The sequence below is a fragment of the Roseateles sp. genome (assembly GCF_039595295.1).
GTDB lineage: Bacteria > Pseudomonadota > Gammaproteobacteria > Burkholderiales > Burkholderiaceae_C > Roseateles.
Map to the genome: position 1 here is coordinate 177,669 of NZ_JBCNLU010000006.1, position 17,767 is coordinate 195,435.

Annotated in this window: 18 protein-coding genes; 9 read left to right on the forward strand and 9 right to left on the reverse strand. The window is 69.4% G+C overall.

Annotated features, from left to right (window positions below):
• The first annotated feature begins 18 nt into the window (after nucleotides 1-18).
• The 4 genes from ABDW59_RS07030 to ABDW59_RS07045 are packed head-to-tail and all read left to right on the forward strand — an operon-like array spanning nucleotide 19 to nucleotide 3,325.
• Entirely contained in the window at nucleotides 19-1,176 is a 1,158-nt protein-coding gene (locus tag ABDW59_RS07030) for an alpha/beta hydrolase (protein ID WP_343628913.1), read from the forward strand.
• Nucleotides 1,177-1,223: 47 nt separating this feature from the next.
• Nucleotides 1,224-1,676, forward strand: a complete 453-nt coding sequence (locus ABDW59_RS07035; RefSeq protein ID WP_343628862.1) for a hypothetical protein — start codon at nucleotides 1,224-1,226, stop codon at nucleotides 1,674-1,676.
• Between the two features lie 10 nt (nucleotides 1,677-1,686).
• Complete coding sequence (gene dusA / locus ABDW59_RS07040; RefSeq protein ID WP_343628863.1) at nucleotides 1,687-2,718, forward strand: tRNA dihydrouridine(20/20a) synthase DusA; 1,032 nt, start codon at nucleotides 1,687-1,689, stop codon at nucleotides 2,716-2,718.
• Nucleotides 2,719-2,743: 25 nt separating this feature from the next.
• Nucleotides 2,744-3,325 carry a methylated-DNA--[protein]-cysteine S-methyltransferase gene (locus ABDW59_RS07045; RefSeq protein ID WP_343628865.1) on the forward strand — a complete coding sequence of 194 codons (582 nt, stop codon included), beginning with the start codon at nucleotides 2,744-2,746 and terminating at the stop codon, nucleotides 3,323-3,325.
• Nucleotides 3,326-3,512: 187 nt separating this feature from the next.
• Here ABDW59_RS07045 and ABDW59_RS07050 read toward each other — a convergent pair whose 3' ends face one another.
• The 7 genes from ABDW59_RS07050 to ABDW59_RS07080 all read right to left on the reverse strand — a co-directional run bounded on the left by ABDW59_RS07050 (nucleotide 3,513) and on the right by ABDW59_RS07080 (nucleotide 10,440).
• Nucleotides 3,513-4,523 (reverse strand): recombination-associated protein RdgC, encoded by a 1,011-nt coding sequence (locus ABDW59_RS07050; protein WP_343628867.1) that lies wholly within the window; start codon nucleotides 4,521-4,523, stop codon nucleotides 3,513-3,515.
• A gap of 126 nt (nucleotides 4,524-4,649) precedes the next feature.
• The gene (locus tag ABDW59_RS07055) at nucleotides 4,650-5,381 is read right to left on the reverse strand and encodes a DsbA family oxidoreductase (protein ID WP_343628868.1); all 732 of its coding nucleotides are present in this window, start codon (nucleotides 5,379-5,381) and stop codon (nucleotides 4,650-4,652) included.
• A gap of 22 nt (nucleotides 5,382-5,403) precedes the next feature.
• Nucleotides 5,404-6,408, reverse strand: coding sequence for a succinylglutamate desuccinylase/aspartoacylase family protein (locus tag ABDW59_RS07060; protein WP_343628869.1), 1,005 nt, complete (start codon nucleotides 6,406-6,408; stop codon nucleotides 5,404-5,406).
• Nucleotides 6,409-6,512: 104 nt separating this feature from the next.
• Nucleotides 6,513-7,409 (reverse strand): PIG-L family deacetylase, encoded by an 897-nt coding sequence (locus ABDW59_RS07065; protein ID WP_343628870.1) that lies wholly within the window; start codon nucleotides 7,407-7,409, stop codon nucleotides 6,513-6,515.
• Between the two features lie 181 nt (nucleotides 7,410-7,590).
• Entirely contained in the window at nucleotides 7,591-8,568 is a 978-nt protein-coding gene (locus ABDW59_RS07070) for a DMT family transporter (RefSeq protein ID WP_343628872.1), read from the reverse strand.
• Between the two features lie 119 nt (nucleotides 8,569-8,687).
• Nucleotides 8,688-9,581 (reverse strand): DMT family transporter, encoded by an 894-nt coding sequence (locus tag ABDW59_RS07075; protein WP_343628874.1) that lies wholly within the window; start codon nucleotides 9,579-9,581, stop codon nucleotides 8,688-8,690.
• Between the two features lie 58 nt (nucleotides 9,582-9,639).
• Complete coding sequence (locus ABDW59_RS07080) at nucleotides 9,640-10,440, reverse strand: ferritin-like domain-containing protein (RefSeq protein ID WP_343628875.1); 801 nt, start codon at nucleotides 10,438-10,440, stop codon at nucleotides 9,640-9,642.
• 123 nt (nucleotides 10,441-10,563) lie between these two features.
• Here ABDW59_RS07080 and ABDW59_RS07085 point away from each other — a divergent pair, with 123 nt between their 5' ends.
• The 5 genes from ABDW59_RS07085 to ABDW59_RS07105 all read left to right on the forward strand — a co-directional run bounded on the left by ABDW59_RS07085 (nucleotide 10,564) and on the right by ABDW59_RS07105 (nucleotide 15,483).
• Nucleotides 10,564-11,550, forward strand: a complete 987-nt coding sequence (locus ABDW59_RS07085) for an Hsp33 family molecular chaperone HslO (protein WP_343628876.1) — start codon at nucleotides 10,564-10,566, stop codon at nucleotides 11,548-11,550.
• A gap of 148 nt (nucleotides 11,551-11,698) precedes the next feature.
• Entirely contained in the window at nucleotides 11,699-13,765 is a 2,067-nt protein-coding gene (locus ABDW59_RS07090; RefSeq protein ID WP_343628877.1) for a M3 family metallopeptidase, read from the forward strand.
• A gap of 234 nt (nucleotides 13,766-13,999) precedes the next feature.
• Complete coding sequence (locus tag ABDW59_RS07095; protein ID WP_343628879.1) at nucleotides 14,000-14,254, forward strand: hypothetical protein; 255 nt, start codon at nucleotides 14,000-14,002, stop codon at nucleotides 14,252-14,254.
• A gap of 127 nt (nucleotides 14,255-14,381) precedes the next feature.
• Nucleotides 14,382-15,128 (forward strand): SDR family oxidoreductase, encoded by a 747-nt coding sequence (locus ABDW59_RS07100; protein WP_343628915.1) that lies wholly within the window; start codon nucleotides 14,382-14,384, stop codon nucleotides 15,126-15,128.
• Between the two features lie 52 nt (nucleotides 15,129-15,180).
• The gene (locus ABDW59_RS07105) at nucleotides 15,181-15,483 is read left to right on the forward strand and encodes a hypothetical protein (RefSeq protein WP_343628881.1); all 303 of its coding nucleotides are present in this window, start codon (nucleotides 15,181-15,183) and stop codon (nucleotides 15,481-15,483) included.
• Between the two features lie 51 nt (nucleotides 15,484-15,534).
• Here ABDW59_RS07105 and rsgA read toward each other — a convergent pair whose 3' ends face one another.
• On the reverse strand, nucleotides 15,535-16,440 hold the full coding sequence (gene rsgA, locus ABDW59_RS07110) for a ribosome small subunit-dependent GTPase A (RefSeq protein WP_343628882.1): 906 nt from the start codon (nucleotides 16,438-16,440) through the stop codon (nucleotides 15,535-15,537).
• On the reverse strand, nucleotides 16,437-17,735 hold the full coding sequence (locus tag ABDW59_RS07115) for a M48 family metallopeptidase (RefSeq protein ID WP_343628884.1): 1,299 nt from the start codon (nucleotides 17,733-17,735) through the stop codon (nucleotides 16,437-16,439). The genes rsgA and ABDW59_RS07115 overlap by 4 nt, the downstream gene beginning before the upstream one ends.
• Nucleotides 17,736-17,767: the final 32 nt, after the last annotated feature.

Genomic DNA, 17,767 nt, shown 5'->3' on the forward strand with positions numbered 1-17,767 from the left:
AGAGACGGTTTGAATCGAATGCAGGAAGCGCGGGCCGGATCGGCGCCGCGATCGGGAGGACGGCCGCGGACCAGGTTGCGGGCGGCGATGTGGCTGGCCGTGGCCTGGGCTGGCTCAGCCACGCTGCCGGCTCAGGCGCAGCAGTCGTCCTCGGTGGAGCCCGCCGTACGCCATCCGGCATGCGTGGAGGCGGCCAAGGGCACGACGGGAGCGAATGCGCGCCCTGTGGACGAGGCCGGCTTCGTCCGCCTCGGCGGGCTGCGGCAATGGGTGCTCATCGAGGGCGCGGATTGCCGCAATCCGGTGGTGCTCATCGTCCATGGCGGGCCGGGCAATCCGTATACGCCGTACGCGCATGCGCTCTTCGGCGACTGGGCCCAGCGTTTCACCGTCGTCCACTGGGACCAGCGCGGCGCGGGCAAGACCTTCGGCGAGAACCCGCAGGCCGCCGAGGATCCGCTCACGATCGAGCGCATCGCCGATGACGGCAACGAGTTGACGCGCTATCTGCAAGTCCGGCTGGGACTGGGCGAGCGGCCGGTGATCCTGATGGGCGGGTCGTGGGGATCGGCGGTGGCGGTGCATATGGCGATGCGGGCGCCGGCGCTGTATCGGGCCTACGTGGGGTCGTCGCAGCTGGTGAGCTGGGGCGAGGACCTTGGCGAAAGCTACCGCCGCACGCACGCGCTGGCCCGGCAGGCCAGCGATGCGGCGACGCTCGCGAAGCTCGATGCCATGGGGCCGCCGCCGTGGAAGGACCCGCGCCACTTCGGCCAGTTGCGCCGTGCGACGCGCAAGTACGAGGCGCAGGTGACCGATCCCGCACCGGCCGGCTGGTGGAAGCCCGCGGCGGGCTACGACACGCCGGCCTATGCGCGCGCGTACACCGAGGGCGAGGACTATTCCTACCTCGAGTTCGTCGGCAAGGCCGGCGACGGGATGGGGCCGGGCATCGACCTGCGGCGCTTGGGGACGCGCTTCGCGATGCCGGTCATCCTGATCCAGGGGGTCGAGGATCTGGTGACGCCGATGACGGTATCGCGGGCCTGGTTCGACGAGCTGAAGGCGCCGGACAAGCGGTTCGTGCCGCTCGCGCGCACCGGACACGATCCCAACGCGGCGATGCTGAAGGCACAGCTGGACGCGATCGAGGGGCTGCGGGATCCGGTGCGCTGATCACGGCGCTGATCAAGACGAGGCAAGGGAAGGACAGGGGAGCGGACATGGCGAAGAAATGGAAGGCCCTGCTGGGCCTGGGGCCGGCGGGCCGCATGAGCAAGAGCGAGTACCAGGCCAACATGAACGGCCTGAACATGTTTTTCGGGGCGGTGCTGGGCTTCGTGCTGACGGGTGCGGAGAAGCTGAACAACTGGCAGTTCGGCTTTCTGCTGATGTCGCTGGCCGGGGTGGTGATCACGGTGCTGTACATCTCCGGCAGTCGGCATCGGCTGGCGTATGCGGCGCTGGCGCTGTTCTACGCGGCGACATTTCCGGAGGCGATGCACTTCATCTTCAAGGGCACGGTCGACGTGCCCGACAAGATCCGCCCCACGCTGCTGGTGTGGATCGCGATGACGGTGATGGTGGAGTTCTGGGCGAGGGAGAAAGAAGGAACGCCCGAGAAGATGGAAACGCAAGAGCCGGTGGACACGCGGGAGAAGGCCAGGGCGGGATAATCGCCCCCTTATGTCTTCGACGTTCTCCCCCTGGCGCCTGTCGGTCGCGCCGATGCTCGACTGGACGACGGCCGACTGCCGTTATCTGCACCGCCTGCTGACCCGCCACACGCTGCTCTACACCGAGATGGTGACGACCGGCGCGATCCTGCACGGCGACAAGCCGCGTCATCTCGATTTCAACGGCGAGGAACACCCGGTCGCGCTGCAGCTCGGCGGCTCCGAGCCGGCGGATCTGGCCGCCTGCGCCAAGCTCGCCGAGCAATGGGGCTATGACGAGGTCAACCTCAACTGCGGCTGCCCCAGCGAGCGCGTCCAGCGCGGCGCCTTCGGCGCCTGCCTGATGGCCGAGCCCGCGCTGGTCGCCGACGGCGTGAAGGCCATGCGCGACGCGGTGTCCATCCCGGTCACCGTCAAGCACCGCATCGGCATCGACAAGATCGAGAGCTACGACTTCGTGCGCGACTTTGTCGGCCAGGTCGCCGAGGCCGGCTGCGAGGTCTTCATCGTCCACGCCCGCAATGCCTGGCTCCAAGGCCTGTCGCCGAAGGAGAACCGCGACATCCCGCCGCTGCGGTATGAGCTGGTGCATCGGCTCAAGCAGGAATTCCCCGGGCTGACGATCGCGATCAACGGCGGGCTCAAGAGCGATGACGAGATCGCGGCTCAGCTCGATCACGTCGACGGCGTGATGATCGGCCGGCAGGCGTATCACGAGCCTTGGCAGATGGCCGCTTGGGATCAGCGCTTCTTTGGCGCGAGCGAGTCGCCGATCGGCAGCCGCGAGGAGCTGGAGGCGCTTTGGCTGGACTACCTGGATCGGGTGGTCGCGGCGGGCCGGCCCTGGGCGCAGGCGATGCGGCATGCGCTCGGCCTGTGGAACGGGCTGCCGGGCGCGCGCCGCTGGCGGCAGGTGTGGTCGGACCACAAGCTCAAGCACCTCGCGCCGCGTGAGGTCGCCAAGCTCGCCACCGAGGCGCGCACGCAGGCCGCGGAGATCGCGAGCCAGCATCCGGCGTTTCAGGCGCGTGTCGGGGGCTGAGCGTTCGGCGGAGCGGGATCGGGTCATGGCGCCGCAGGTCTTCTTCCATTGCTATCCGACAGCGCTCGGCCATTGCGGCGTCGCGTGGACCGAGCGCGGGATCGTGGGCTCGCAGCTGCCCGAGGAGAGCGCGTCCGCGACGCGGGATCGGATGCGGGTGAGGTTTCCGGCGGGGAGAGAGGTCGTCGACTTCGGGGATCTGCCCGGGGCGGTGCGTCACGCTTGTGAGGGCGTGCGGGCCTTGCTCGAGGGGGAGGCGAGGGATCTGCTGGAGGTGGAACTCGACGACAGCGCGCTCGCGCCGTTCGATCGGGAGGTGCTCGCGCTGACGCGGAGGATTCCGGTCGGGCAGACCTTGACGTATGGGGAGGTCGCGGCGCGGGTCGGGCAGCCGGGCGCCGCCAGGGCGGTCGGGAGAGCGGAGGGGCACAACCCGTTCGCGCCGATCGTGCCTTGCCATCGGGTGATGGGGGCGCCGTCAGCGGGGAAGGCGGCGAACCTCACGGGGTTCTCGGCGGCGGGTGGGGTGGTGACGAAGTTGAAGATCCTCGCCATCGAGGCTCGGGCGACGGGGCAGCAGGCGGGGGAGCAGCAGGATCTGTTCTAGAAGCGCTCTGGACGCTCGCCGGCCCTCACCCCAACCCCTCTCCCACTTCATGGGAGAGGGGCTCCAATGCACCGTGCTTCGCGGTTGAAGCCCCTCGCCCGCTTGCGGGAGAGGGGTTGGGGTGAGGGCCGTTGAAGCTACGCAGAGCGCCACTTGTCAACGAGCCCCGCAGCGCCCCCGCGCCGCCTCAATCCCAGGGCGCCGCTTCCGTCGCCAGGTCCTCGTCCTTCGCCGAGGATGCCGCCTTCGGCGCACTCGCCCCTCCCGGCGCATGCTCCGCCGCGATCTTGGCCGACTGTCCGATGAAGTCCAGCTCGCCGCCCAGGCCCTCGATCATGTCGGGGATCAGCTGCGACAGCTCGCCCGTGGCCAGCGCCGCGTCCACATCAAACGCCTCATCCTTCGCCGGCTTGTCGCGGCCGTCGAACACCACGTCCAGGAACTTGATGCCCTTGATCTGCATCGTGTCCGTCAGCGTGAACGACACCCGCTCCTTCCAGGTCATCGCCAGGCGCGTCGGCATCTTGCCGCTGGTCAGATGCGCCTTGACCTCGTCGGTGTCCAGGTTGTGCCGCGCATAGCGCACCGCCGCCTTCATCTCGTCCGCGGCCTTCAGCTCGCAATCGCGGTCGATCACGAAGTCCTTCGGCGGGACGCCATCCATCAGCCACGCCGCCATGCAGGCCGCCGGCGATTCCGCGCTCTGCAGCAGATGCAGGTTGATCGACGAATCCGCTTTGACCAGCAGCGTGATCAGCTCATCCGCCTTGCCGATCGATCCCGCGTCCACCATCAGGAAACCCTGCTTGGGAGAGATCCACACCCGCAGATGCGACTGCAGCGTGAAAGCTCGCGGCAGCAGTTCATGCGTGGCCTGCTCTTTCAGATCGCGCTGCTGCTTCTTGCCGGGACGGCGACCCGTCTCCAGCTCGATCTTCTCCATCATCTCCTCGACGTGCTCGCGCACCACCGAGCCGGGCAGCACGCGTTTTTCCATGCGCAGGCTCAGCAGCCAGTGGCCGTCGATCTCCTCGAGCAGACGGGCGCCGGGCTCGCCGCGCGGCGGCACCCAGCCCGCCGACAGCGCCTCGGTCGCGCCGCAGGGCTTGAAACGCTCCTGCTCCAGCGCGTCCTCGAGCTTCTCGGCATCGGGCTGCCAATCATTGGACAAGCGATAAACGATCAGGTTCTTGAACATCTAGCAACGACTCTCGACGACAGAATGACAACGGGGCCACGCGGACGACGCGGGCCCCGTTCAAAACGATGGGCGGATTGTCTCAGGTCTGACGACCGCTCCGGCAACGGGTGATCCCCGTTGCGCTCACGATTGCGCTTGCTGCTGCTCGGCGGCGATCTGCCGCAGCGCCTGCTCGAAAGCCTCCGGCGGCTGGCCGCCCGAGATCAGATAGCGCTCGTTGATCACCACCGACGGCACCGAGCTGATGCCCTGGCCCAGCCAGAAGGATTCGGCCTCGCGGACCGCATCCGCGAACTCGCCGCTGTCGAAGACGCGCGCCGCCTCGGACTTGTCCAGCCCGATCGCGCCGACGGTCTCCAGCAGCACCCCGCGGTCGCCGGGGTTCTTGCCGTCGGTGTGATACGCCGTCAGCAGCGCCAGCTTCAGGTCGTGCTGCGCCTTCGCCGATTGCAGACCCGCCCAGTGCAGCAGGCGGTGCGCGTCGAAGGTGTTCCAGATCCAGCTGCGGGCGCCCTCGGTGAAGGTGAAGCCCACCGCCGCGCCGCGATCGCGCAGGTGGCCGCGGATCTGGGCGCGCTGCTCCGGCGTGGAGCGGTACTTGCGGGTCAGGTGCTCGTCGATGTCCTCGCCTTCGGGGACCATCTGCGGATTCAGCTCGAAGGGCTGGAAATGCAGCTCGGCGCGGACCTCGGGTACCCGGGCCAGCGCCGTCTCCAGCGACTTCAGTCCGACCGCGCACCAGGGGCAGGCAACGTCGGAGACGAAGTCGATGCGCAGCGGCTCGAGCTTGCTGGTGGAGGAGGGCGCCGAGGCGGCGGAGGAGTCGGCGGAAGAAGCGGGCGTGGTGTCGTTCATGCCCGCGACTCTAGCCGCGCCCTCAAGCCAACACGCGGTCGCTGGGCTTTGCCAAGTAGAACCACTCCTGCCCGGGCTCGGCGTTGTTGTTGGGGAAGACGATGCGGCCGCCGAAGGGCGCCAGCACCGGCGTGCCGTCGGCGCGGGTGCCGATGCGCTCGCCCTGGGCGATCGCGTCGAAGCTGGCCCAGGCGCGCTCGAACTTGTCGTCCATGCTCTCGCGGTCGATGACCTCATAGAGCTGCAACAGTTCCACCGGTCGCTTGGGATCGGCGAGATCCACGCAACCCGGCGCGACCATGCCCAGCAGCACCAGCGTGCGCAGGATCGCCTTGAAGGCGACCTCGGGACCTTGCGGATCGGCGTGCTGGCCGCATTCCAACGTGATGCAGTAGCCGCCGGTGCTGCGCATGTACTCGGTCGTGCCGACGCCGTAATGCGGGTCCTGCAGCAGCGCCGTCTTGCGCGAGCCGTCCGCCGCCTTCTCCGCGCGGCGCTTCAGGCCCAGCGCGTAGGTCGACAGCCAGCCCTCGACGATGCGGCTCGTGCCCACGGACAGCGCCAGCGCGCTCTCCGCGGCCTGGTGGCGGAAGGGCTCCAGCTCGCCGTCGTTGTCGCGCGGGCCCAGCATCGCGAAGGCCGGGCCGGGGTTGTTGAAGCTGTGCAGGTCCAGCATGACGTCGCTGTCGCCGATCCAGCGGCAGAGCTGGTTGGCGATGCGGTCCTCGAAGTCCTGCGGGATCGGATTGACGCGCAGGTTGCGGTTGAGGTTGCGTTCGCCCTCGCGGCGCTGCAGGCGGTGGGCCAGCGGATTGACGATGGGGATCATCGTCAGCGTGCCCTTGAGCAGCGTCAGCGAACCCTCGTCCAGCATCGCCATCACGCGCTGGATCGCGCCGACGCCGGCCACCTCGTTGCCGTGTACCGCGGCCGACACCAGCAGGCGAGGGCCCGCCTTCAGGCCGGCGAACTGGTGCACGCGCAGGTGCGTCGGGTGAGGGAGGGCGCTGGCGGCGAGATCGCTCATGGCTGGGGAAGTAGGTCTCGGAAAGAAGCCGGAAGCATAGGCCCGCCGCGCGCCCGTGCGTGCGCGGCGCGTATGCCGAATGCGAGGGCGGGGATAGCCTGGGCTCAGGCGCCGAGCAGCTTGGCCGTGTCGAGCGCGGTGTCCGCCGGGAACTGCGCGGCGGTCAGGTCGCCCGCCGGCGCGCCCGCGACCCAGCGCGTCAGCCGGTACAGCGTGCCGAAGGCGAAATCGGGCGGGGTCTCGCCGGGACCGGCGATCAGCTCGCCGCCGCGGCGCACGTTGTCGGCCATCCAGGCCGGCAGGCGCAGGTGGTACGGATTGCGCGCCACCTCGCCGTGATGGCAGGCCAGCGCGCGCACCAGCAGCGCGGTGTCGCGGCGGCCGGTCTCGACCAGCGCCGTGGGGTCGGGCTGCGTGGCCCAGAACTCGGTATGCGCCATCACCGTGCTGAGCTTGGACTGGCGCAGCGCCTCGGTCACCAGCCGATGCACGCCGATGTGCGTGGGGATGCCGTCGCCCGCATGCGGGACCAAGATCAGCGCCGGCTTCTCGGCGGCTAGCAGCTCGGCGACCAGCCTCACCTGCTCCTGCCACAGCGGCGTCTGCGCGTCCGCCGCGTCGGGCTTGACCTGCTCGAACCCATCGACCGACAGCAGTCGAAGATCGAAGCCCAGCACGTCGCACGCGGCGCTGAGCTCGGCCCAGCGCTCGGCGCGGCGCTCCTGCTTGCTGCCCAGGGTCACGGCGATGTTGATCACGCGCCAGCCCGCCTCTTGGCGCAACCGCAGCGGCAGCGCGCCGACGATGCATTCATCGTCCGGATGAGGCGCGAAGACCAGCACCCGCGGCGACGACGTGGTACCGGGACCATTCGGCGCGAAAGGACTCACACCGGTACGCACCGGCTGCCGCAACTGGGCATACCAGCCGTCGATCCAGGATTCCCATTCCGCTTGGCTGACGGGGAGGGCGCTCGACAGAGGAGAAGTGATCACAGGCATCGACAGCAAACTGCGGGTGCGCCTGCATTGGACGCGGTCCCCGGGTGGATCTGGCGACCGATCTTAGCGGTCGAATGCCTAAATGGTATTACATTGGTAGTAGAACTACACGCAGACCGGTGAAGTCCCTAATGGGACCATCCGGCGACATCGACGCCCGCCCGGCCAGTGTGGAGCCGGCTCAGCCGCGCCGTTCGGTGCCGGGCCAGGTCGCGAGCACCACGCCCGCCAGCGCCAGCGCATAGGCGAGCAGCTGGACACCGCTCATCCGTTCGCCGAGGAAGACCAGCCCGATGACGGCCGTCGAGATCGGCAGGAAGACCATGAACACGCCGGCCTTGGCGGCGCTCACATGCTGCAGCCCGCGCATCCAGAGCCAGACGGTGACGGTGCTCGCCGCGATCGCGTAGAACAGCAACAGGCCCCAGTCCTTGGGCAGGACGCCCGAGAAGTCGAAGGACATCGCCTGCCAGATGCCCAGCGGTGTGACCAGCACCAGCCCCCAAAGATTGATCAGCGCGCTGATCCGGCGCGGCGACAGGTTGGCGGTCAGGCTCTTGCCAATGACGACGTAGGACGCCTCGCAGCACATCGCGCCGACCAGCAGCAGCGCGCCCCAGCCGGAGGTTTCGCCGCCGGCGCTGGCGCCGGACTTGTTGAGCGCCACCAGCGCGATGCCGCCCACCGCCATCGCGATGCCGGCGACGGTGCGCGGCGCGATGCGCTCGCGCAGGAAGAGCCAGCTCATCAGCGCCACCGTCGCCGGGATGCCGGCCATGATCACGCCCGCCACCACCGCCGAGCTGTGCTTCATCCCGAACAGCAGGCAGATCGAGAACAGGAAGTTGCCGAAGAAGGATTCGAGGAAGAGCAGCAGCCGCGTCCGGCCGGACAAGGGCGCCTCGGTCGGGCCGCGCTTGAGCCAGGGCAGCATGAACACCGCCGCCATGCCGAAGCGCAGCCAGGCCAGCAGGAAGACCGGGAACACCAGCACCAGCAGCTTGGACAGCCCGACGTAGCTGCCGATCACGCTGGTGCTGGCGGCCAGGCTGAGGTAGGCCCACCAGGGCGCGTGATGCACGCCGTCAGGAGCGCCGTACGGCGCCGCGGGGCGGGCGGTGCTCGTGGAGGAACCGGGCTCGGGCGTGGTGCTGGACATGGGCGGGATGGCGGCGATGAAGAGGGGGGGCGTCGAGGCGTCGAGGCGTCGAGTGGACGTCGGGACGGTTGTCGGAACAGCTTCGGATGAGCGTCGGCTGAGGGGAGCGATCCTGGCGTTCAGGCCGTGCGCGGTCGCAGCACGCGCAGCATCGGCAGCAGCTGGATCAGCAGCATCGCGCCCAGGATCAGCGCGCAGCCCAGCAGGCCGGCGCCGTTGAGCCGGTCGCCCATCAGCAGGTAGCCGAAGACGGCCGCGAACAGCGTCTCCGAGGACAGGATGATGGCCGCGTCCGCCGCATGCGCGTAGCGCTGCGCCACGACCTGCGCGGTGAAGGCCACGCCCACCGACAGCACGCCGGTGTACAGGATGGGTCCGGCAGCAGAAGCGATGCCGTGCCAGCTCCAGGCCTCGAAGCCCAGCGCCCAGGCCAGCGCCGCCAGTCCGCAGAACAGGAACTGCCCGCCTGCGACGGTGAAGGGCGCGTTCATCCGGTCCGCGACCATGCCCACCAGCAGCACGTGCACCGCCCAGGGCAGGGACGAGGCGATCACCCAGGCGTCGCCCAGGCCGACGTTGAGCTCGTGCGCGCCCGACAGCAGGAAAGCGCCGACCAGGCAGGCCGCCGCGCCCGGCCACACCGACCAGTGCGGCAGATGCCGCAGCAGCACCCAGCCCAGCAGCGGCACCAGCGGCACGTACAGCGCGGTCAGGAAGCCGGCGTTGGTGACGGTCGTGTACTTGATGCCGATCTGCTGCAGCGCCGCGCCCAGCGTCAGCAGCACGCCCAGGCCGGCGATCTTCAGCGCATCCGCGCGGCGCAGCGGCTTGACGCCCGGGGTGCGGCGCTCGCGCAGGATCAGCGGCAGCACCACCAGCGCGCCGATCAGAAAGCGGATGCCGGTGAACATCATCGGCCCGATGCTCTCCATGCCATGGGCCTGGGCCACGAAGGCCGAGCCCCAGATCATCGCGATGAGCGTCAGCAGCAGGTTGGCTTGGATGCGGGTCATGGGGGAGGAGTGTGAGGCAGGGCGCCGGCGTCGCGCGATGGCCGCGCGGCGTCAGCCTTCATGAGCTGAGATAAGCGATTTCTTCGGGGCTGAAGCCGGCTTCGCCGCGCGCCTCGAGATTGAACGGCGGCCGCAGCCGGGGCGCCTCGAAGCGCTCGACCAGTTCGGGATAGAGCGCGATCGGATCCAGGCCGCGTTCCAGGCAGAGATGCCGGTACCAGCGGTTGCCGATGCGCACATGGCCGACCTCGTCGCGCAGGATGACGGCCAGGATCTCCACCGCGCGCTGATCGCCCGCCTTGGCGAACTTGGCCTGCAAGGGGGGCGTCGCGTCCAGTCCGCGGGCCTCCAGCGTGCGCGGCACCAGCGCCATGCGGGCGAGCACGTCGCCCTCGGTGCGGCGCGCCATGGACCACAGACCGTCGTGGGCGTCGAAGTCGCCGTACTGCTTGCCGTGCTCGCGCAGATGCGCCTCCAGCATCGAGAAGTGCAGCGCTTCCTCGGCCGCCACCTGCAGCCAGTCGAAGTAGAAATCGCGCGGCATGCCCGGGAAGCGCCAGACCGCGTCCAGCGCCAGGTTGATGGCATTGAACTCGATGTGGGCGATGGCGTGCAGCAGCGCGGCCCGGCCCTCGACGGTGAACGGGGAGCGCGAGGCCACCTTGACCGCCTCGACCAGGCGCGGCCGCTCCGGGCGGCCGGGCGGATCGGTGTCGGGGATGAGGACGGCGGCGGTGTCCAGCGGCGCCGCGTCGCGCTCGCCGGCCGTGGCGCGGGCGTGGAGCGCGCGGGCCGCCTGCGCTTTCTCCTGCGGGTCCCGGATGAGAAGGGCCTGCAAGGCGCAAGTTCTGAGTTCCATTCGTAGAATTATCGGCTTGCGCCGAGGCGCGCCTCGCCCACGGGCGGCCCGATGCGGTCGCCGGGCCTTGCAGGCGGGCCGATCGCCCCAAAACTCGAACAGTTCGACCCTCAGGAATCTCGCATGACCACCTCCACACCCAAGCCCGCCGCCCCCGACGAACTGCACAAGTTCCTGTTCGAGGGCTTGCCCGTGCGCGGCGTGCTGGTGCGTCTGGACCGCGGCTGGAAGGATCTGGTCGGGCGCCGCAAGGAGCCGCTGGCTCCGGCCGTGCGGGATCTGCTCGGCCAGATGACCGCGGCCGGCGTGCTGATGCAAGCCAACATCAAGTTCAACGGCGCGCTGATCTTCCAGGTCATGGGCGACGGCCCGCTCAAGCTGGCCGTGGCCGAAGTTCAGCCGGACATGTCCTTCCGCGCCACCGCCAAGACCCGCGGCGAAGTGGCCGAGGGCACGTCGCTGCAGCAGATGCTCAACGTGCATGGCCAGGGCCGCTGCGCGATCACGCTGGACCCCAAGGACCGCCTGCCCGGCCAGCAGCCGTATCAAGGCATCGTCCCGCTGAACGGCCCCGAGGGCCAGCCGCTGGAAAAGCTCAGCGAGGTGCTGCAGCACTACATGCGCCAGTCGGAGCAGCTCGATTCCACGCTGGTGCTGGCCGCCAACGACGAGGTCGCCGCCGGCCTGCTGATCCAGCGCCTGCCCATCGAGGGCGAGGGCAACCTGGAAGCGGGCGCCGTATCGGGCGTCGCGCGCGAGGAGATGGAGGACGCCTACAACCGCATTTCGATGCTGGCCGCGACGCTGACCTCGGAGGAGCTGCTGACGCTGGACACGGACACCATCCTGCGCCGCCTGTTCTGGGAAGAGACGATGCGCCGCTTCGAGCCGCAATCGCCGCGCTTCGCCTGCACCTGCTCGCGCGAGCGGGTGGGCCGCATGCTGCTGGGCCTGGGTCGGCAGGAGGTCGACGAGATCCTGGCCGAGCTGGGCGGGGTCGAGATCGGCTGCGAGTTCTGCGGCAACCACTATGTCTTCGATCCGGTCGACGTGGGCGAGCTCTTCACCGATCCGCGCGATCAGGCGCCGGGGTCGGCGCAGGTGCAATGAGCGATGCGCTGACTCCCTCTCCCGCTTGCGGGAGAGGGAGTAATACCCAACGAGCGCCGTTGCCGACTGCCTCGGTCGACGCACGAATGACTCCCTCTCCCGCTTGCGGGAGAGGGCAGGGGAGAGGGTCTTAAGACCAGGAGACAACATGACCGAACAAGCCAACCCGCTGCTCAGCGCCTGGACCGGCCCCTACGGCCTGCCCCCCTTCGACGCCATCCGCCCCGAGCACTTCGAGCCCGCCTTCGAAGCCGCTCTCGCCGAGCACCGCGCCGAGCTGCGCGCCATCGCCGCGCAGACCGACGCCCCCAGCTTCGACAACACCATCGCCAGCTTCGACCGCAGCGGCCGCGCGCTGACCGCGCTGGAGCACCTGTTCTCGACGCTGAGCTCGTCCGCCAGTTCCGACGAACTGCGCGCCGCCGCCCGCCGCCTCGCGGCCCCGCTCGCCGCCCACGGCAACGCGATCTACATGGACGCCGCGCTCTTCGCCCGCGTCGAGCAACTGCATGAGCAGCGCCAGTCCCTGGGCCTGACGCCCGAGCAGTTGCGCATGCTGGAGCGCATCCATCTGGACTTCGTCCGCGCCGGCGCCCGCCTGAGCGGCGAGGCCCGCGCCCGCTACGCCGCGATCATGGAACAGCTGGCCGAGCTGCACACCCGCTTCGCCCAGAACGTGCTGGCCGACGAGAGCGGCTATCAGCTGCAGCTGCGCGGCGAAGCCGAGCTCGCCGGCCTGCCGGATTTCGTCCGGGCCGCCGCGCGCCAGGCCGCGCTCGATCGCGGGCTGACCGAGGAGGGCCTGCATGTGGTGACGCTGTCGCGCTCGCTGATCGTCCCCTTCCTGAGCTTCAGCGAGCGCCGCGACCTGCGCGAGCAGGCCTGGCGCCACTGGATCGGCCGCGGCGACGGCGGCGCCGGCACCGGCGCCTCGGACAACCGCGAGATCGTGCGCGAGATCCTCACCCTGCGCCGCGAGCAGGCCGCGCTGCACGGCTACCGATGCTTCGCCGATTACGCGCTGGCCGACACCATGGCCGGCAAGCAGTCCGCCGTGCGCGGTCTGTTGGATCAAGTCTGGGAGCCGGCCAAGGCGGCCGCCGCGCGCGAGCGGGCCATGCTCGACGAGGTGCGGGTGCAGCTCGGCCATGAGCAGGACATCGAAGCCTGGGACTGGCGCTTCTACGCCGAAAAGGTGCGCCAGCAGCGCTATCAGCTGGACGAGGCCGAGGTCAAACCCTTCTTCCCGCTGGACGCGATGGTGCAGGCGATGTTCGATTGCGCGCAGCGGCTCTACGGCCTGCGCTTCGTCGCGCAGCCGCAGGTCGCCGGCTATCACCCGGACGTCAAGGTCCACGAGGTCCGCGGCGAGGACGGCGCGCTGCGCGGCATCTTCGTCCAGGACAACTTCGCACGGCCGACCAAGCGCAGCGGCGCCTGGATGAACGCGCTGCGCTGGCAGGCTCGCAACGGCATCGACGCGCTGCCCATCATCCTGAACAACAACAACTTCGCGAAGGGCGCCGCCGGCGAGCCCACGCTGCTGTCCTTCGACGACGTGCGCACGCTCTTCCATGAATTCGGCCATGCCCTGCACGGGCTGCTGTCGGATGTCGAGTACGAGCGCCTGTCCGGCACGCAGGTGCTGCGCGACTTCGTCGAGCTGCCCTCGCAGTTGATGGAGCACTGGATGGCCGAGCCGGCGGTGCTCAAGCAGCACGCGCGCCATTACCGCACCGGCGAGCCGCTGCCCGATGCGCTGCTGGCCAAGCTCAATGCCGCGGCCACGTTCAACCAGGGCTATGCGACGGTGACCTACTGCGCGTCGGCGCTGGTGGACCTGGACATCCACGCGCTGGAGAGCGCGGAGGTGCCGGATGTCGTCGCCTTCGAGCGCGACACGCTCAAGCGCCTGGGCCTGCCGCAGGGCATCGCGATGCAGCACCGGCTGACGCATTTCCAGCATCTGTTCTCGGGTGCGTATTACGCGTCGGGCTATTACGTCTACCTGTGGGCCGAGGTGCTGGAGTGCGACGCCTTCGAGGCCTTCGTCGAGGCGGGCGACCCCTTCGACCCGACGGTCGCCCGCTCGGTCGTGGACCATCTGCTGTCGGTGGGCAACAGCCGCGAGCCCGGCGCGACCTATCGCGCCTTCCGCGGCCGTGATGCGCGGGTGGAGCCGATGCTCAAGGGCCGGGGGCTGCTGCCGGCCTGATGCGGGCCAGCATCTGGATTCAAGCCGGGGCCTGAACCCGGTCATGCGATGGGGTCCCGACAGGGGCCCCTGGCATTTGGGGTAAACCCGAATCGGTTCCCCCGTTCATCGCGCCGATCCGCAACTCGTCGCCCGTAGCCGGGAGTTGGTCGCAGCCGGCTTTCGCCGAGGGTTTACCCTGGCCATCATTCGCCCCATGCCGCACCCCACCACAACGCGGCGCAGGAGGACGAGATGAACACCATTCGCTGCTACGACCGCTTCGCCAACCTCAAGCGCATCGCTGCGCTGATCGGCGTGACCACCGGCATCGCCGCCGGTCTGTTGCTGGCCCTGCCGGCCCGCGCCGCCCAGCCGCAGGCGCTGGCCCAGGCGCAAGTGCAGAAGCTGCCCACGGTGGTCATCTCCGGCAAGGCGACCCGCAGCCTGCCCACCGTGGTCGTCACCGGGCGACGTGCGATCGACGGCCAACAGGTGGCCGCGCGATGAACCCGTCGACCCTGCCTATCATGGCCGGATGGACATCGCCGACCCCCGCCTCGATTCCGCCGCTGCCCTTGTGAGCCCCTCCGCCGACTCCCCCGACGCCGGCGAGCAGGCGGCGCCCGCGAACGCAGTGCCCCTGTTCCGCATCGCCGCCGTCACCGGCGCGGGCTCCGGCATCGGCCGGGCCGCCGCGCGCAAGCTGATGAACGCCGGCTGGCAGGTCGCCTTGCTGGGGCGTCGTGAGGACGCGCTGCGGGAGACCGCGTCGCTCCATCCCGAGCGCGCGCTGGTGCTGCCCTGCGACGTGTCGGCCGAGGCGCAGGTCGCCTCGGCCTTCGCCGCCATCGAGCGCTGGCATGGCCGGCTCGACTTGCTGTTCAACAACGCCGGTCGCGGCGCGCCCGCGATGGACATCGACGAGCTCAGCGTCGAGACCTGGCGGGCGGTGGTGGACGTCAACCTGACCGGCAGCTTCCTGTGCGCGAGGGCGGCTTTCGGGCTGATGAAGCGGCAGGCGCCGCGCGGCGGGCGCATCGTCAACAACGGGTCGATTTCGGCCCATGCGCCGCGGCCCGGGTCGATCGCGTACACCTCGACCAAGCACGCGATCACCGGCCTGACCAAGACGCTGGCGCTGGACGGACGCAAGCACGACATCTGCGCCGGGCAGCTGGACATCGGCAATGCGGAGACCGATCTGACGGAGCGCTTCAAGCAGGGCGTGCCGCAGGCGCATGGCGGCACGATGGTGGAGCCGGTCATGGATGTCGACCACGCGGCCACCGCGCTGCTGTACATGGCGGAATTGCCGCTGTCGGCCAACGTGCCTTTCCTGACGGTGATGGCTTCCAAGATGCCCTACATTGGCCGAGGCTGATGCGGACGGAGCGTTCCGTGAGCCTGGTCTGCCTTCCCTCGACGAAAGAAAGATGAACCTGATCTCGACCCTGATTTCCCTCGCCGCCCGCATCGTGCTCGCGGTGGCCGCGCTTGTGCTGTTCCTGGTGGTGCTGGGGGCGGGACTGGTGATCTTCGGCGTGCTGCTGCTGTGGAGCTTGGTGCGGGGGCGTCGGCCGACGCTCAACAACGCGGCGTTCAAGCGGGCGGCGCAGTTTCGGGCGCAGGCGTTTCGGCCGGGCGCGGGCATGGGGACGCGCGGCGCTTCGCAGGGCGAGGTGATCGACGCGGAGGTGCGGGAGGTGCCGAACGCCGATCCGCGCCTGGAGCGCTGAGCCTCGGCGCACTGGCGGACTGCCGCCCTCCCACGCGCTCCCCAAGCCTCATCAATAGTTCGGCGGCCGGCTCAGCTCTTCCCAGAGCTCGTCATAGATCCGATACCGCTGCGGGCTGATCTTCCCCGCCTCCACCGCCCCCAGCACCGCGCAGCCCGGCTCATGCCGGTGGCTGCAGTTGTGGAAGCGGCACTCGCCCAGATACGGCTTGAAATCCGGCATGTGAGCTGCCAGCTCCGGCGCCGCGATCTGCCGCAGACCGAATTCCTGGAAGCCCGGCGAGTCGATCAGCGCATTGCGCCGCTCCGCATCCATCCAGTACCACTGCGTGGTCGTCGTCGTGTGGCGGCCTGAATTCAGCGCTTGCGAGATCTCGCCCACCTGCGCCTGCGCATCGGGCACCAGCAGATTGATCAGCGTGCTCTTGCCGGTGCCGCTAGGCCCCAGCACCAGCGTGGACTGCCCCTCCAGCAAGGGCATCAGCGTCTCGCGGGTCTCGTCCGGCCGGCCCTTGAAGCTGAGTTCCAGCACCCGCTGGCCCATGGCCTTGTAGGGCGCCAGACGGCGGCGCGCGACGTCGGCGCCGGGCAGGTCGGTCTTGTTCAGGACGATGTCCGCCGTGATGCCGGCGCTGTCCGCCGCGATCAGCGCGCGGGTCAGCTGCGACTCCGAGAACTGCGGGTCCACCGCGACCAGGATCAGCAAGCGGTCCAGATTCGCCGCGAAGCTCTTGGTCTTCCACTCGTCCTGACGGAACAGCAGGTTGCGGCGCGGCTCGATGCCCTCGATCACGCCTTCGTGATCGCTGCTGCGCTGCCAGCGCACGCGGTCGCCGACCACGCAATCGCTCTTCTTGCCCCGCGTCAGGCAGTGCACGCGGGTGCCGGTCTCGTCCTCGATCAGGTAATGCCGGCCGTGGCCGCGGACCACCAGGCCGATTTGCGCGGTCTTGCTCATGCCGGATGCCCCGCCGCGGCGATGGCCGCCAGACGCTCGCTCGCGGGCGGATGCGAGTAATAGAAGCGCGCGAACACCGGGTCCGGCGTCAGCGTGCCGGCGTTGTCCTCGTGCAGCTTGAGCAGCGCGTTCGACAGGTCCCGTCCGCTGGCCTGCGCGCAGGCGTAGGCGTCGGCTTCGAACTCATGCTTGCGGGACCAGAAAGACATCAGCGGCGTCACGAAGAAGGTGAAGGGCGGCAGCGCGAGCAGGAACAGCAGCAGCGCCAGCGCGTCGTTGGGGGCCTGCAGGCTGGGGCGCACGCCCAGGCTCAGGTAGAAGCTGGGAAGTCCGCTCAGCCAGCCCAGCAGGGCGAAGCCGGCCAGGCTCAGCGCGAAGCTCAGCAGCATGCGCTGCAGCACGTGGCGACGCTTGAAGTGGCCCAGCTCGTGGGCCAGCACGGCTTCGATCTCGGGCGGGTTCAGGCGGGCGATCAGGGTGTCGAAGAAGACCACGCGCTTGGCCGCGCCCAGACCGGTGAAGTAGGCGTTGCCATGGGCGGAGCGCTTGCTGCCGTCCATCACGAACAGGCCCTTCGAAGTGAAGCCGCAGCGCTGCAGCAGCGCGTTGACGCGCTCGACGACGGCGACGTCGGACAGGGGCTCGAACTTGTTGAACAGCGGGGCGATGAACAAGGGGATGACGACCATCATCAGCAGGTTGTAGGCGACCCAGGCGCCCCAGGCCCACAGCCACCATTGATGACCGGCCGCGCCCATCAGCCACAGGATCAGCGCGGCGAAGGGCAGGCCCAGCACCAGGCCGATGGCCAGGCCCTTGATGCCGTCGACGATGAAGAGCTTGAGCGTGGTGCGGTTGAAGCCGAAGCGCTCCTCGAGGCGGAAGGTGCTGTAGAGCGACCAGGGCAGGTCGAGCAGGCCGGACAGCAGGGCGAATGCGGTCAGCAGCGCGAGCTGGTAGCCCATGCCGCCGAGCGCGTCGCGCCAGCTCAGCGCCCATTGGTTCAGCAGGTCCAGGCCGCCGAGCAGCGTCCAGCCGATCAGCAGCGCGGTGTCCCAGGCCAGGTGCAGCGTGCCCAGGCGGCCGCGGGCGATGGTGTAGTCGGCGGCCTTCTGATGCGCGGAGAGCGGGACCGTGCCGGCGAAGGCCTCGGGGACCGCGCGGCGGTGAGCGGCCACGTGGCGCATCTGGCGGGAGGAGAGCCAGAGCTTGAGGAGGAAGGACAGGATCACCGCGGCGATGAAGGCCAGCGTGGGGAAGAGGGTCGTCCCCGGGGACGGAAGCACGGCATGCATGGGGCCGGAGTGTAGGAGTTTCGGCATGCCTT